Origin of the sequence: Belliella baltica DSM 15883 (assembly GCF_000265405.1) — a bacterium.
Classification (GTDB): Bacteria; Bacteroidota; Bacteroidia; order Cytophagales; family Cyclobacteriaceae; genus Belliella; species Belliella baltica.
Genome location: NC_018010.1, coordinates 508738 through 524533 on the forward strand (window position 1 = coordinate 508738; position 15796 = coordinate 524533).

General features: G+C 34.3%; 13 protein-coding genes and 1 tRNA gene. 9 read left to right on the forward strand and 5 right to left on the reverse strand.

The genetic code is table 11. The features are described 5' to 3' along the window. Nucleotides 1–18: 18 nt before the first annotated feature. Genes upp through BELBA_RS02370 form a run of 3 tightly spaced genes read left to right on the forward strand, consistent with a single transcriptional unit; the run spans nucleotide 19 to nucleotide 2061 of the window. Entirely contained in the window at nucleotides 19–669 is a 651-nt protein-coding gene (gene upp / locus BELBA_RS02360; protein ID WP_041779192.1) for a uracil phosphoribosyltransferase, read from the forward strand. Nucleotides 670–676: 7 nt separating this feature from the next. Next, nucleotides 677–1606: a calcium/sodium antiporter gene (locus BELBA_RS02365; protein WP_014771153.1), complete on the forward strand. Its 930-nt coding sequence runs from the start codon at nucleotides 677–679 to the stop codon at nucleotides 1604–1606. After that, a complete protein-coding gene (locus BELBA_RS02370; RefSeq protein ID WP_014771154.1) occupies nucleotides 1603–2061 on the forward strand; it encodes a hypothetical protein in 459 nt (152 codons plus the stop codon). The genes BELBA_RS02365 and BELBA_RS02370 overlap by 4 nt, the downstream gene beginning before the upstream one ends. An 85-nt stretch (nucleotides 2062–2146) precedes the next feature. Here the strand turns inward: BELBA_RS02370 and BELBA_RS02375 are convergent, their stop codons facing one another. From BELBA_RS02375 to BELBA_RS02385, 3 genes are all read right to left on the reverse strand, one after another. Then, nucleotides 2147–4360 carry a histidine kinase dimerization/phosphoacceptor domain -containing protein gene (locus BELBA_RS02375; protein ID WP_041779193.1) on the reverse strand — a complete coding sequence of 738 codons (2214 nt, stop codon included), beginning with the start codon at nucleotides 4358–4360 and terminating at the stop codon, nucleotides 2147–2149. Between the two features lie 315 nt (nucleotides 4361–4675). Further along, nucleotides 4676–5098, reverse strand: coding sequence for an energy transducer TonB (locus BELBA_RS02380; protein ID WP_014771156.1), 423 nt, complete (start codon nucleotides 5096–5098; stop codon nucleotides 4676–4678). A 226-nt stretch (nucleotides 5099–5324) separates the two neighbouring features. Further along, a complete protein-coding gene (locus tag BELBA_RS02385) occupies nucleotides 5325–6056 on the reverse strand; it encodes a LytR/AlgR family response regulator transcription factor (RefSeq protein ID WP_014771157.1) in 732 nt (243 codons plus the stop codon). A gap of 469 nt (nucleotides 6057–6525) precedes the next feature. Between BELBA_RS02385 and BELBA_RS02390 the strand changes: the two genes are divergently transcribed. After that, nucleotides 6526–6598: transfer RNA gene (locus BELBA_RS02390), tRNA-Met, on the forward strand. Between the two features lie 373 nt (nucleotides 6599–6971). After that, nucleotides 6972–7718 carry a hypothetical protein gene (locus BELBA_RS02395; protein ID WP_014771158.1) on the forward strand — a complete coding sequence of 249 codons (747 nt, stop codon included), beginning with the start codon at nucleotides 6972–6974 and terminating at the stop codon, nucleotides 7716–7718. A 991-nt stretch (nucleotides 7719–8709) separates the two neighbouring features. On the opposite strand, the gene BELBA_RS02400 is transcribed toward BELBA_RS02395, so the two are convergent. Beyond that, the gene (locus BELBA_RS02400; protein WP_014771159.1) at nucleotides 8710–9081 is read right to left on the reverse strand and encodes a helix-turn-helix domain-containing protein; all 372 of its coding nucleotides are present in this window, start codon (nucleotides 9079–9081) and stop codon (nucleotides 8710–8712) included. 216 nt (nucleotides 9082–9297) lie between these two features. Here BELBA_RS02400 and BELBA_RS02405 point away from each other — a divergent pair, with 216 nt between their 5' ends. Continuing rightward, entirely contained in the window at nucleotides 9298–9723 is a 426-nt protein-coding gene (locus BELBA_RS02405; protein ID WP_041779194.1) for a helix-turn-helix domain-containing protein, read from the forward strand. Further along, nucleotides 9720–9995 carry a helix-turn-helix domain-containing protein gene (locus tag BELBA_RS02410; RefSeq protein ID WP_014771161.1) on the forward strand — a complete coding sequence of 92 codons (276 nt, stop codon included), beginning with the start codon at nucleotides 9720–9722 and terminating at the stop codon, nucleotides 9993–9995. The genes BELBA_RS02405 and BELBA_RS02410 overlap by 4 nt, the downstream gene beginning before the upstream one ends. 140 nt (nucleotides 9996–10135) lie before the next feature. Here the strand turns inward: BELBA_RS02410 and BELBA_RS02415 are convergent, their stop codons facing one another. After that, complete coding sequence (locus BELBA_RS02415) at nucleotides 10136–10393, reverse strand: hypothetical protein (RefSeq protein ID WP_014771162.1); 258 nt, start codon at nucleotides 10391–10393, stop codon at nucleotides 10136–10138. A gap of 195 nt (nucleotides 10394–10588) precedes the next feature. Between BELBA_RS02415 and BELBA_RS02420 the strand changes: the two genes are divergently transcribed. Together BELBA_RS02420 and BELBA_RS02425 are read left to right on the forward strand one after the other, a co-directional pair. Then, nucleotides 10589–14419: a type IIG restriction enzyme/methyltransferase gene (locus BELBA_RS02420; protein WP_014771163.1), complete on the forward strand. Its 3831-nt coding sequence runs from the start codon at nucleotides 10589–10591 to the stop codon at nucleotides 14417–14419. A gap of 29 nt (nucleotides 14420–14448) precedes the next feature. Further along, complete coding sequence (locus BELBA_RS02425; RefSeq protein WP_041779195.1) at nucleotides 14449–15738, forward strand: YopA family protein; 1290 nt, start codon at nucleotides 14449–14451, stop codon at nucleotides 15736–15738. Nucleotides 15739–15796: the final 58 nt, after the last annotated feature.

Sequence of the window (15796 nt, forward strand, 5' to 3'; positions counted from 1 at the left end):
TACCTAATTACTTATGTCATGTTTATCTTAAGTGAAAATAATAGTATAGCAAACAACTTTCTATCAGAAATCAGAGACGTATCAATCCATCAAGACCGGCTAAGATTTAGAAAAAATTTAGAACGACTTGGTGAGATTATGGCCTACGAGATTTCGAAAACCTTAGAGTTTGAAGAATCAGAAATCCGAACTCCCTTACAAAATACAAAGGTCAATACAATACAGAATCACCCAATTTTAATCAGTATATTGAGAGCTGCATTGCCTTTTTATCAAGGTTTCTCCAATTTTTTTGACCATGCTTCTTCAGGGTTTATCGGTGCTTATAGAGCGAAAGAAACTTCAAGTCTTCATGAAGTAAATATTGATCTTGATTATCTCGCAACTCCTGCATTGGATGGAAAAGAACTTATCCTAATAGATCCGATGTTGGCAACCGGGAAATCTTTCATTAAAAGTGTTGAGGCATTATTACAAAATGGAACACCAAAAATGATCCATCTAGCTTCCATAATTGCCGCACCAGAAGGTATAAATTATATCAAAGAATCAATGTCAATACCTTTCAAGATATGGACTTGTGCTTTAGATGAAAAACTTAACTCAAAATCTTACATTATCCCAGGTCTCGGAGACGCAGGTGATTTAGCATTCGGAGAAAAACTTTAATTCAAAAATGGTTTATTTAATATTAATTATAGGTCTAGGAATACTTCTTCTTGGGGGGAAATTACTTGTCGATGGTGCATCATCAATCGCAGCTAAGTTGGGATTAAGTGCAGGACTAATTGGTTTGACAGTAGTAGCTTTTGGTACATCTGCGCCAGAACTCTTAGTAAGTGTCAATGCCGCTTTGAAAGGCACAAGTGACATAGCTGTAGGGAATGTAGTGGGTTCGAATATTGCTAACATCTCTTTAGTTCTGGGGATAAGTGCTATCTTATTCCCAATAGTTTTGCATATCAATGTATTGAAGTTAGATTATTTATTTACTTTAATATCTTCATCCTTATTTTTTATCCTCTCCTACAACAATGTCATTTCTAGGGTAGAGGGCTTGATATTTGTGATTTTATTGGTATTGGTAAACTTGTATATTTTCAAAAAACTAAAAGGCACAGAGCCTGAACTTACAGAAGAAGAGGCCGAATCATTAAAAAAGGAATCTACCTGGAAAGCTGCAGGTTTAATTGTGTTGGGGGTTGCTGGACTATATTTTGGTTCTGATATGTTTGTAGATAGCGCGGTGGAAATTTCAAGGGTATTTGGTGTAAGTGAGCGGATTATAGGAGTTACCGTCATTGCAATAGGCACGAGTCTTCCTGAGTTGACAACATCAGTCATTGCTGCGATCAATAAGAAAACAGATATAGCGATTGGAAACATATTAGGAAGTAATATTATGAATGTGTTGGGGATTATTGGAATTACAGCACTAGTTCAACCTATCGCAGTAACTGAACAGTTTTTAAGCCAAGATTTTATTTGGATGCTGGCTATTACAGTAATTTTGTTCCCTATTTTAAGATTAAGGTTAAATGTTTCCCGTTGGGAAGGTGGTTTATTGGTTTTATTGTATGCTATTTACCTTTATTCCATTTTATGATTGACTATTTGCTTAAATTTCTAGCTATCTATGTCACCTGTCTTTTTAAATTTGTAGCAGGCCCTATTTTAGGTTCTGCTGCAGGTTATTCTATTTTTGAAATTACGATAGTATCTGTTGCGGGGATGATGACATCTGTATTCTTGATCAGCTATTTAGGAGATTGGATCAAGACTAATTGGTCGTTTAAAGTAAGTAAGAAGCGTAATAAGTTTTCCAAAAAGAATAGGAGAATTGTCAAAGTATGGCAAAAATTTGGTCCGATTGGCATCGCTGCCATTACCCCTATGCTCTTGACTCCTATTGGAGGAACGATTATTATGAGTGCTTTTCGAGTGGAAAAAAAAGTAGTCTTTACTTATATGTTTTTAAGTGGGGTTTTTTGGGCTATCATTTTGGGAGCATCTATTAATCAAATTTTATCTATTCCTATTGTAGATAAGCTTATTGGATGATTTTGAACCTCTAGAAGTGCCTAGAAAAGTGTTTTCTATTGGGAAAATTTTACAAGACTTGTTTCACTCTAAAGCTAAGAACGAATTAGGCTGCTAATACTTCCTCTTGGAAATGGATTTCAAAAGAAGCTCCTGGGTTGGAGGTGATTTTCAATTTCCCATTAATCTGTCTCGTCAAGGTACGTACAAGTTTCAGTCCAAGAGATCTGGTTTTATCTATATCAAGGTTTTCATCAAGACCTTTTCCAGAATCTTCCACCAAAAGCCTATAAGCACCTGGTTCGGTCTGGCTGAACTTGATATAAATATCACCAACTTCAAGATGTTCGAAGGCATATTTTAGAGAGTTGGATAGTAATTCATTTGTAATCAAACCTACAGGTACAGCCATATCCATATCTAAATTGATTTCTTCTGCCTCAATATGTACTTCAATTTGTTTTTCCGATCTATATGTTTGGGTGAGAAAATCACTTAGTTGCAGCATGTATTCCTGCATGTTGATTTTAGATAAATTTTCATATTGATAGAGTTTTTCATGAATTAAAGCCATTGTTTTTACTCTACTTTGACTTTCCTTCATGGCATCTTTGACTTTGTCATCTGCTAGACCTCGAGTCTGCATGCTTAGAAGACTAGAAATGATTTGAAGATTATTTTTCACTCGATGGTGAATCTCTTTCAACAAAAGTTCTCTTTCATCATTTTGTTTGGCTATTTCTTTATTTTTAGCTGAAAGCGTTTTATTGAGATTCTTCCTTGTTTTAGCTTGGACGAAAAACAATCCTGCCATTGCTAAGAATATTATTAGCCCTGCAATACTCAGGTAAATTTGGGCTTGCTGTTTTTGCCCTCTTAATTCTTGTAGTTCCCTTTCATTTTCGAGGACAGCTATTGCTTGATCTTTCTTCTCTGTCTCGTATTTAGTCTCTAATTCTGCTAACTGTTGATTTTTCACTTCATTGAAAACGGAGTCGCTGTAATTATGAAAAAGGGCGAGATTGTCGTAGGCTCGCTTAAAATCCCCCATACCTTGGTAAGTTTCAGCAAGTCCTTGATAAGCATCCCTTAAGTCTGTGAGATTCTTTAGATTTTTTCTTATTTCTAGTGATTTATTGATATACTCTAAAGCTTTTGAGTAGGCTTTTTCTTTGTTTAATGCATATCCAATATTGAATAGAAAACCTGCATAAGATTCCGTATTTTCATTTTTGATATACTTTGCGGTTTGTTCGTAATAATCGACTGCCTTTTTGTAATCTTCTTGAGTAAAAGCGATGTTCCCCATTTGATTTAGAACCATTCCTGTCTCCTCCCCTAAGTCCTTTGATTTAAAATATTGAAGCGCTTTTTGAGAAAAGTATTCAGCTGAGTCCATACTTGTATTATGATAATGATACTTACCGAATTTATAATCAAGCATCGCAATTTCATATTGATTAGCTCTATCTTGAAAGAAGTTTTTACTTCTCAATAAAGCTTGATATTGCTTATCAGTCTCTCCTTTCAGTTCATAAATATCTGACATGTTTGAACTCAATCTACTGATATAATAGTCGTTTTTATTACTTTCTGCAATTCGAAATGCCTTTAAAAGCAATTCTAAGCCTTCATCTTGTCTATTTATTTTGCTGAGCACCGAATTTTTATTCATGTAAAAACCCACCCAACGTAAATCCATGGAATCTAGATAACTTCTTAGTAAAGAATCAGTTTTATTGTAATAAAATATGGTCGTATCAAATTGCGACTGCTGATAGTAAACTAATCCTATGTTTTCGTAAACATTACTAAGTGACTTGGCATCAGCCAGTGATTCAAAAATCGGGATAGTTTCATAGTAATTCATGATCGCAGAATCATATTGTCCTGAACGCTCTTGCATTACTCCCAAATTCATAGCCATGCCAGCAGCGCTACGAAAAGCGCTGTCTTTTAGATAATAGGTTTTTGCATTTCTAAAGGCCTCTTTAGCTACATTGATTTCACCTCTATAAAACTCTAATGTTCCAATTCCTTTATAAAGTGTCGCTAAAACACCAGGAAACTGTTTTGTTTCTGGGTTTTCAATTGCTTGATTAAAAAACTTAAAGAATTCGGGGTCAAGGCTATCTATTCCCTTGCTCTCTATAATGAATGTAATGTCTTTTATCTTTTCAATGTCTTGCAACTTGAATGATTCTTGATACTTCTTTTGATAATAACCTAATGAATCTGTAAGCCATTGAGATTTTTGGGGAAATGAAATAAGTGGGCTTAATAAGAAGATGAAAAGTGAAAAGGTAAATTTATTTTTCATTGATTCAAAAGTAAGAGTTCTCAAATTAAATTTTATGCAATTAACTGATATTAAAATAGTTATTAAAAGTAAATTTACAGAAATATCTTAAAGATATTTCTGTAAATTCTAACAATCTTATTAGGGTTTAACATGTTCATTTTTCATTATTGCTAATTCCTATTCCTTTTTTTAGCATATCTAGATCCATAAAAAACTGCCTTTCAAAATAAAAGGCAGTTAGTAATTGATTAAACATATATCTTCAAGTGGTCTCTTTGAATCAGGCATATCTGAGACTTTTTCAGCAAGCCGAATTGATCCAAATGACAGTCATTAATTATTTAGCTCAAATCGAATTGGAAGCTGATAAGCCACTTCTTTTGGCACCCCATTCTGCAGAGCAGGGGACCATTTTGGCATTTCTTTGATCAGTCTCAAGGCTTCATTATCCAAATCAGGATGGACACTTTGGGCGATATAGGGTTTTAAAATTTCACCTTTTTCTGATATTCTAAAATTAACCAAGACAACTCCTTCAACTCCTTGTCTGAATGCCAAATCAGGATAGATGATTTGTTGTTGAATAAAAGTTGCCATTGCTTCTTGACCTCCTATGAACTCAGGGAGTTCCATTTCTCTAAGTAGAACTTCTTTTTTTTCATTATTTGAATTATTCGCTATCAGCCTAGTTTCTTGAGCTGCTACTGTAAGAATAATCAAAAACGTAAATGCGAAGATTGAAAGTGTCTTTTTCATGATTGCTTTGGTTTTGGTTTTGTAAAAATTTATAGTTGAATCTATGAAGAATGTCTATATCCTAATGAATAAAAGGGAGCAAGCTGCAGTAAATGAGGAAGAAGTGTAAAAAAATGTAAAACTAAGAAAGAGACCTAAGGCTAAAGATTAGTTGATTGGGTAAATGGGAATTGGTATGTTGACTTGGAAAAATGGAAGATTAAGTAGATTAAAGGATTTGGGTTATTTAGAGCAATTTGATTTGATGTAGTAGCCAACTGTATTGGTTTCTACTAATTGGGATTTCCTTTCCTGCTATATGAACAGCTTCAGCTTGGATTCCTTGAATTTCTTCAAGGTTGATCAAATACGATTTGTGTACTCTAGCAAACCTATTTGGATCTAATTTAGCTTCCAATTCCTTTAAGATAGAGCGAATTACAAATTTCTTGTCTTTGGTATAAACTTGGGTATAGTTAGCATCTGCCTCAAAATAAATAATATCGGAGAGTTTAAGTTTGACTAACATCCCGTTTGTTCTTATAAAAAGGCTGTCTTTGAGCACAAACTCTTCTGATTTATCTTCATTTTTCTTTGATTGCTCTTTGGCATAGTTTGCCATTGCCATTTCAATAGCGGCTAAGATGTCCTTTTCATTATATGGTTTTACTAAATATCCTAAAGGATGGACTTCTTTTGCTCTGTTGAGAGTCTGTCTATCCGAATAAGATGATACGATTATGAATGGAAGGTGGAAGTTTTCATTGATTTCTGCTGCTAGTTCTATTCCATCCTTACCTCCTTTTATTTGAATGTCTAAAAGTGCCAAGTCGGGTGCAAACTCGTCTATCATAGCCAATGCTTCTCTCGCGCTGATTGCAATACCACAAACCTCATATCCAAGATCTTCTAAAATATCTTTCAGATCTTCAGCAATAACAAGTTCATCTTCAACGATAAGAATTTTCAATTTATTCAAAGTCTTTTCAATAGTTTATAGTTAGAAAAATAAAAGAATGCATGTAAGTTAAATAGGTAATACAAAAAAAACCAAAGAAAATCCTTGGTTTTTTTTATTAAATTAATCCCACATCCTTTATGAAAAAGGAATCCTCTAACCTAACATTTTAATTTTTTAAACCCAAAGAATTCGTTTGCTAAATTAAAATTTAAGCTTTGAAGACATTAGATATTAAATGAACCTGAGCGCTATTTGTTTAAAAAAATATTGAATATTATCCTCCAATACTTGCATAGCATCAAAAATACTTCTACTTTTGTACCACAATATAAGCAGAAGGCTGATTGAAACAAGAAAAAGCGATAAATAAGTCAAAAAACATATCACAGGTTAAAGCTGTTGGTAGTTCTTCGGTCTAATATCCGCAGTAGCAGATACAAGTTCGAGGTCATAAAAAAGATTGATTTATTAAGTCTATAAGATATATCGCGGGATGGAGCAGTTGGTAGCTCGTCGGGCTCATAACCCGAAGGTCACAGGTTCGAGTCCTGTTCCCGCTACTATGAAGCCAAGCAGAAATGCTTGGTTTTTTTGTTTACACTTTTTTGAAAAGAGAAATGTTTGAAACCATTTTAGACCTTTAAAGGCTCCTTATTTTTCCATTTATTAAAACCTTTTTTTGTTGAAAATCAAACCATTAAAATATTGTTAATCTAGTACAATTAAGCTTAATTATTTACTTAAAATTCTATCAAAAATACCTTTAAAATAGCTTTAAACAGACTTTATGTCTAGTTTGGCTATAGTCTGCTTTATGTTTGATACGTGTCTGATATGGTATTGATATGGATATGATACGGAGTTAATACGTGTTTGAATAGGATAAGTCACTAATTATCATTATCTTAGAGTCCGATCAAACACTAAGAAATTATGGCTAAGCAAACAGGATCATTAACGCTAGAAGGAACAATGGGAAATGTTATCTTTTACAAGAGAAATGGAAAGTTTTATTCCAGGTCAAAAGGAAGCCCCAAAAAGAAAAGATTAAAGGAAGGCCCAGAATTTGAGAACTCTAGAAGGGTAAGTTCTGAATTTGGTCATGCCTCGAAATTCGCAGCAAAACTATCCCGGTCATGTGTAGGTCTTCTGAATCCAGGCAGACATGATGGTTTACATGGAAGGTTGACTTCAAAAATGCATAAGGTAGTTCAATCCGACCCTGTCAGTGTATATGGCTGTAGAAGGTTGCGATTTGGAGATTTAGATTTAATGAAAGGATTCGATTTTGAAGCTACTTCTTTGAAAAGTCTTATCGCAAATATGCCTACTGTTGACCATCAAGGTCAGGTGGTTCGAATTAACTTTAGTAGAATTGGAGGTGTTAAGAAAAAGGCTATTCCTGGCGGGGCTACACATTACAGGGTGGATCTACTATGGTGTAGGCTTCATGAAGTCAATGAAAAAGTAGGTTATCAGGAATATCAGGAGAATATTCTTGATTTAGATGATTCTCTTGATTTAAATGGGATTAAAGAAATGGATTTGGGCAGTGCGTTGCAAGAAGAAGAGGTATTGTTTCTTGTGATGGGGATTGTCTTTTTGCAGGAGGTTAATGGAAAGATGAATGAGTTAGCGGGGAAAAGAGCTGTGGGGGTTTTAGAGGTATTGAAAAGATGAATGACACAAGGTTAAAGGAAAAAAGGAAGACCACGAATTTAGCGAATTGAACGAATTTAGACTTAAGGGATTTGGGAGGTAGTTAGTATTTGATGTTCGGAAATTCGATTTGGAGGGATTATAAATTATGGCGCTGAAGCGCTATAGATTGACACGAAGAGCTCCAAGAGTCACAATGATATAATTTAAGTAATTGGCTAATTGAAGGAAAAAGTTTAAAGAGCAAAGTCCTTTTATTACACCGAGTTGCTCAGAGGAGGCACGGAGGATCACAGAGGAAAGGGTGTGAAAGGATAAAGTCTGAGTGATGAAAAAAAACAAGGAAGGAAGCCCCGAAGCGGGCTTAACATTGAATAGCCATGTACAAGGCGCAGAAAATCCTTTATAGTCACCACTTTTTGTAATGCGCCGCCGTGCATGGTAAAGGAATGCGCACATCTGACCGTGAGTCCCGGCGGTGGATATGTTAGGAAGAAGAGGTGGCTCTCGGGACGATAGGGTTCTTGTAAAATTAGAAGGGTGAAGGGTTGATTTTGAGGAGTGAGAGAATCTGTTTTGAGATGAATATATTGTTTTCTCTTACTTTTTGTCTTGACACAAAAAGTAACCAAAAAGTCAAGACGGAGATATCCTATCCACGCTCAAGGCCATCGCCGGCCCGGATCTCCGTCGTCCCGCCCGCATCAGACGGTTTGATTAAAATTGAAAGGTTTTTATTGAAACAAGATTAGAGCCGTCTTTTAAGATACCATGAATTGTGAGGGAAGATCGGGAAAAGATTAAAATTGTATTAAATTAAAGATTAAATGTTCTTTTTTAAAGAATTAAAATTACGGGGTCTAGTCATGGGGTCTACGTATCCCCTACGTTACCCCAACGTTGATACTAGACTGCTACTACGTTGGTACTAGGGAGGTGGAGGTTTAAATGGTTAATTGGGTTAACTGAATAACTTAGGGTAATGGTGGAAGCAAATGACAACAATTGAATTTTATTTGTTAGCTATTAAAATTTCTTTGATGGATTCATTTAGGGTTAGAATGGATTGTAGTATTTGATTCAGGGTTTTATTGTGGTCTTCAATTTTACTTAAATCTAACTTGAAACTGGAATTTGAGGAGCTTTGATATAGGTTTTCGAGAAGTTGTTCAGGGTTAGATACTAGCAAGTGAAGTGGATCTACTTTTAGAAACTCAGAGATATTTTGGATGAAGTCAATGGTGATTTTTGTCTCCCCTCTTTCATATTTGGTATATGCCGCTTCCTTTAAACCTAAATGAAAGGCTACTTCAAAGGCTTTTTTCTGTCTCAATTTACGGAAGAGAGAGATATTTTTTCCTACTGTTTGATTGTCCAGGATCATAAAGTTTACCTATAAATTTTCTCCATCTCTATTTATTTTAAAGCCGCATAAATTAAGCCCCACTAATCTTGCTGATATGCTTTAGTTTTGAAGAATACTTAGTATATTTAACTTAGAAGAGTGTTGTACAAATTTTTAAAAAAAATTGGATAGAGAGAGTTAAGTATTTTACTAATTGAGTATTTAACAGTGAATTTTAGTCGAAATATTTCTAATATGGTCAAAGCACAGAAAATTATTCGAATATTAAGAGAGTCAAGAGACTTCTCTCAAGAATATGTGGCCAATGTTTTGGATATTAATCAGAAAACATATTCTAATTTAGAGTCAGGAAAAACTAAGTTGACCTTAGAGAGAATACAACAATTAGCAGAGTTTTACCATGTCAAACCTGATTACTTTTTATCAGAAGATTTACCAATAATAAATTATAATACAGGTGAATACAGTAGGTCCATTATATCGACAAATAAATACCACGAAGGCAAAAATGATAATTCTGAATTTTACGAAAGAATAATTAAGGAGAAAGATATCCAAATTGGTAATTTAATTAAAGAATTAGAATCTTTAAAAAAAGACAAAGAAGAGCTATTTTTGATAATTAAAAATATGAATAGAATTGATAAACCAATACAATGAAATATACACTTTTAAAAAAATTACGTGAAGAGTTTAAGTATGATATTGACTTGGTGGCTGCCAAAGCAGACCTTACTGATTCAGAATATTTGGAGATAGAAAATGGTATCAGGAAATTAGATATTTTACAGGCTGCAAAGCTCGGTGATCTATATGAAATCAATCCAAGTCATTTATTAGAACTTGCTGAAAGCATAAACTATAATATTGGAAGCTACAGTAGAACGATCTATGCGGAAAATTATATTGAATCAAAAGAAGATAAAATTTAAGTTGTAAATTAAGGACTATAATTTGACTAGTAATATTCAGAAGCACATTGCCCAATTGTGATCAATTGATTCTGGTCTATGATAAACTTTATGATTCTATATCAAAAATAACTGAACCTCTTTTTTCTTTTTAATGAATATCATTTCAAAGAAGGTGATTTTTCTACAAGAATCATCAATCCTTCAATTTCCAAATCACGGAGCTTCATTCCGGCTTGGATAAATTCATCTGCTTGAATATGCTTCTTGAATTCATAGATAAGCTTAAGTAACAGCTTCGCTTTCTGTATCCTTTCACCTGGAAAAGGATTTAAATTAGCCTCTAAGATCTTTTTAAGCTTGATTTCAATCTGCTCCTCCCTCCTTTCCAGTTCCGCTAAAATCTCAAAAACATCCATTGTCTATATTATTAACATTTATAAGTCAATAATATTATCATTATCTTTTCAATTTCAAAGGCTGCTTTTTTAATAAATTCAGTCAAACAATGTCAATTATCATCAAAAAACTAAAGTGCCAATTAAATTTTATTGCAAATCCGACCAAAAACAAGCAAATTGTTGAATGAAATTTTTCAACGCTAATTCGGGAAAATGAACCACAAATTTCTTAAACCTAGGCAAGCCTTAAACAAAGCTTTTTTAAAAGTAAAACCCGTAAGAACCCAAATTGAGGTCTTTAAAGGGAATTTAATCAGACTATTTGATCAAATCAATGAATCGGAATCAGAGGAGTTTCATAAGAACCTCGTCTCTGACTTTCTTAAAAGAACGTACTACGAACCAGATTTTTCTATCAACACCAAGGGTAGAAATGACATGGTTATCCATAACGGAAAAGATGCCAAAAGTCCGGTTGGGGTGATATTGGAAACCAAGAAACCTACCAACAAAAGTGAGATGATTAGTTTTCTGAAAGCGCGGCCTCAGTCGTCACAAGCGGACATTACCCTCACCCCCCGGCCCTCCCTTGGTGATAAAACCCTCACCCCCCAACCCCCTCTCCCTGAAGGAGAGGGGGAGAAACCCCCGATTTCGGCGTCGACTTCGGGGATGAGGGTGAATCTCAATGTCAAATCCTTTCAGGAATTGATCTTGTACTTTCTAAGGGAAAGAATCACCCAAAACAACCTTGAAGTCAAACACCTTGTGGTGACCAATATCTATGAATGGTTTGTGTTTGATGCTTCAGTTTTTGAGAAAGCTTTTGCGCAGAACAAGACTTTGGTGAAGGATTTTAAGGCTTTTGAAGAAGGTAGGTTATCGGGAAATACTACGGATTTTTTCTACAAGGAAATTGCATCCCGTGAGATCAATAATCTGGAAGGTGAATTGCCTTTCACGTATTTTGACTTAAGGAATTATGATAAACCGCTTAGAAATGCGGACAAAAAAGATGATGTAAAGCTGATTGCACTTTTCAAGCTGCTTTCACCAGAACACATGCTTAAGCTGCCATTTTCCAATGACAGTAATAACCTCGATAAGCGGTTTTACAGCGAATTATTACATATTATCGGCCTAACAGAAACCAAAGAAGGTGGTAAAAAGCTGATTGGTAGAAATAAGGAAGGTGAGAGAAATACAGGGAGTATTCTGGAAGATGCGATCATTCAGTTGGATAGTTTGGATAAAATCAGTCGATTGTCTCAGCCATCTCAGTTTGGGAAGACCCATCAAGAACGACTTTTCAATGTAGCCCTTGAGCTTTCTATCACTTGGATCAACCGAATTCTGTTTCTTAAGCTGTTGGAAGCGCAACTCTTTACTTATCATAAAGGAGACAAGTCTTACTCCTTTCTTAGTCTTGACAAAATCAAAAACTATGATGATCTAAACAGCCTTTTCTTCCAGGTGTTGGCAAGGAAATTTGAGGATAGAAACCCAGATGTCAAAGCACTTTTCGAGAAAGTCCCTTACCTCAATTCATCGCTTTTTGAGCCAACTGATATTGAGCATTCAACTTTGTTTATCAGTAATCTGAGGGATGATAAATTGATTCCGATCATTTCTTCTACTGTACTGAAAAACGAGCAGGGGAAGAAAAGAACAGGCAAACTGTCTACCCTAGAATACCTCTTTGAGTTCTTGAATGCTTATGATTTCAGTTCCGAAGGTTCCGAAGATATTCAGGAGGACAATAAAACGCTGATCAATGCTTCTGTTCTAGGATTGATTTTCGAGAAGATCAATGGCTACAAAGATGGCTCTTTCTTTACTCCGGGTTTCATTACCATGTATATGTGTAGGGAGACGATTCGGAGGGCTGTGGTTCAGAAGTTTAAAGAATCAGGATTTAAAATTTCAGAAGATTTAGAACTTTCAGAAAGTCTAGATCAAATCTATGATCAAATAGAAGACCGGAAACAAGCCAATGAAATCGTCAATAGTATCAAAATCTGTGATCCTGCCGTAGGTTCTGGACACTTTTTGGTATCTGCACTCAATGAAATGATTGCGGTGAAAAATGACTTGAAAATCCTGCAAGACCGAAATGGCAAGCGGTTGAAAGAATATCAAGTAGAAGTAGTCAATGATGAACTGATCGTGACTGACGAAGAGGGTGAGCTCTTTGAATACAATCCATCTAACAAAGAAAGCCAACGCATTCAAGAGACCCTGTTTCATGAAAAACAGGCGATTATAGAAAATTGTCTGTTTGGAGTAGATATCAACCCCAACTCGGTAAAGATTTGTCGATTGAGATTGTGGATTGAGTTGTTGAAGAATGCTTACTACAAGCAAGACCTGGCAGGTTTTGAAAACCTGACAGGTCTTAGAGCATTGGAAACCCTGCCAAACATCGATATCAATATCAAATGTGGAAACTCTCTGGTCAGTCGCTTTGCGATAGATGCAGATCTGAGTGAGGCGCTGAAGAAAAGTAAGTTTTCCATAGACAGCTATCGCATGGCGGTGACGACTTATCGAAATGCCCAAAGCAAGGAAGAGAAGAGAGAGATGGAACGACTGATTGCAGAGATCAAGTCTGACTTTCGCTCTGAGATAGCCAACAATGACCCTAAGATCAAGCGTAAAGCGAAACTTGGTGGTGAGCTTTATAACCTTACCATGCAAACTGGTTTATTTGAGGTATCAGCCAAAGAGAAAAAGGAGCGAAAAAAGAAAGTAGAAAAGATAGAAGCCGAACTGGAAAAGCTCTCTACCGAGATCGAAGAGATCAAAAGCAATAAGATCTATGAAAATGCCTTTGAATGGAGGTTTGAGTTTCCTGAGGTATTGAATGAATCGGGGGATTTTGTGGGTTTTGATGTGGTGATTGGGAATCCGCCTTACGGTGCATTATTTAATGAATCAGAAAAAGAATTCATAAAAAATAATTATCAGTATTCTGATTATCAGTTTGATATTTATATGACATTTTTTGAGCTTTCATTTCATTTGCTCAAAGAATTTTCGCAATTATGTTTCATTGTTCCTAATACTTGGTTACTCAATTTAAAAACACCAAATATCAGAAAACTACTTTTTACTTGTTTCAACACTTATAATGTAAGAGCATACAGCTTTCCTGTATTTGAAGAAGCTGTAGTTGATACCATAATTGTAAGTGCAGTAAAATTAGTAGATTCAATAAGCTCAATGTCTGTCCAAATAATTGACAAGAACGGAGATAAAATTGAAAATCACTTTTCAAATAAATTACTTGCCGAAAATTATCATAGTCACATAAACATTTATTTAACAGACTTTGCTTCAAAGATTGATTTTAAGTTTTCTACTCTTCTAAAACTTGATAATGTTGCGAAAATTACTCAGGGAACAAAGCCATTTCAAAAAGGAAAAGGTAAGCCGAAGCAGGACGAAAAAACAATGCAAGAGAAACCATTCGTTCAGTCATTCAAAAAGGATCATACTTTTAGACCATTGCTTCGAGGCAGCTTGATAAACAAATACGTAATAACCTGGAATGATAATTATTATATCAGTTTTGGAGATTGGTTAGCTGAACCCAGATATTCTGCTAACTATGATGCACCCATTAAGATTGTTATTCGTCAAACAGGAAGTTCTCTGATATCCACTATTGATAATCGTCAATTTGTTGTAAGGGATAATCTTTATACAATTATTTCCACAAACAACGAGTTTTCTGAGTACGTGCTTTTAGCTTTATTAAACTCAAATTTATTGAATTGGTATTATCAAAACATAATAAACAATGAAGTTGGTGAGGCATTGGCACAAGTCAAAAGGGGGCATTTAGAAATATTGCCAATGCCCAATTACAATGAAACAGTTTTTAAAAATATATGTAATCTAATTCAACAAATTTTAGAATTGAAACAAGCTGATAATTCAGCCGACATTAAAGAATTAGAAAACCAAATCGATCAATTGGTTTATGAACTTTATGGGTTGACAGAGGAGGAGATTAGGATAGTGGAAGGGGGTGAAGGGTGAGAAAGAAAGGAATAGTTTCTACCATAATTATGGAATACCCAAATCAAGAAATATTGATATACCAAGGAGAATTTCATTTTGGTACTCATCTTTTTAATGGAAAAATCTTTGTCAAATGGGTTCCAAGGCATCAATTAAGATTTGAAATCCTTGATTGCTCTGATTTGAAGGCAATATTTGATAAAAATGAAATATCAATTACAATTGGGAGTCAAAACAAAAAGGTGAAATTTTTTATAGAAAATAAATTTTATGGCGAAACTATTAACATTAATGGAAGCATTAATGAAAAATTAATTTTTATTCAAAGTAAGAAAAATATAAAATACATAGACTTTAATCTAGTTAATTTTAGAGAATATTTTGGGTTATCATACCAGAAAAGTCCTAAAGGTTCAAGGTTAGGACATATAAGTTTTATTTCTACTGATCACTCAATAGAGATTCAAAACATTCTTGATGAAAAAAGTAAAAAAGCAATTAAGAGCGAAGGAGGTTATATTATCTCTAACAATTGCAGGATAAAGTTCAACAAAGTCACTCCACTAAATAGAGTCAATTTCATTGTTAAGAGGCTTAAAATATTTTTATCTTTTTTAAATGGTCGGAGAGTTGCACCACTATTTTTGAAAGCATATTCAAGTGATGAAAAAATAATTTGGGAAGACTATTCACCATACATTACTGATCATCATAAATATGTTCAATCCTGGTTACCTTTCCGCTTTGATGATGAATTTTGCTCACTATGGAATAAATTTTTAAATGTCACGGAAACTGAAAGTGATTTTGAAAAAATGGATTTTGTGATCCATTGGTATTTAGAAGCTTTAAATAACTCTGGTTACACTAACGGCTCGATCATTTTTTTACAAAACAGCTTTGAAACTCTATATAGTTGGCTAGTTTTAGAGAAAGGAGAAATTAAAGCTTTTGGTGAATCTGACAAAGAAAAAAATTACGCAAGTAATAAAATTAGAAGTCTTCTCTTTCATTTCAGTTTATCAACAGAATTCCCTAAGGAATACAGAAAAACTTTCAAAGAATTCGATCTAAATAAGTCTGAAGATTTTGCTTATGTATTTCCTTTAATAAGAAATGCATATGTTCATTATTCAGAATCTAAAAAGAAAGATTTGGAAAAACTCAAAGGTAAAACATGGCCTTTACTGAATACTGGAATATTTTATTTAGAGGTTCTTTTACTCAGGATTATAGGTTACAAAGGAATAATTAGATCTAGAATTAAAGGTTCTGCATATCCTGCTGAAAATCAAGTTTCAATATTCAATCTTTCAAAAGAATTGGCTGTAAAATAATCGTATGATTACTATGTAATATTGATGTGAATTATTAAATCCAATCCAATTAAATGAA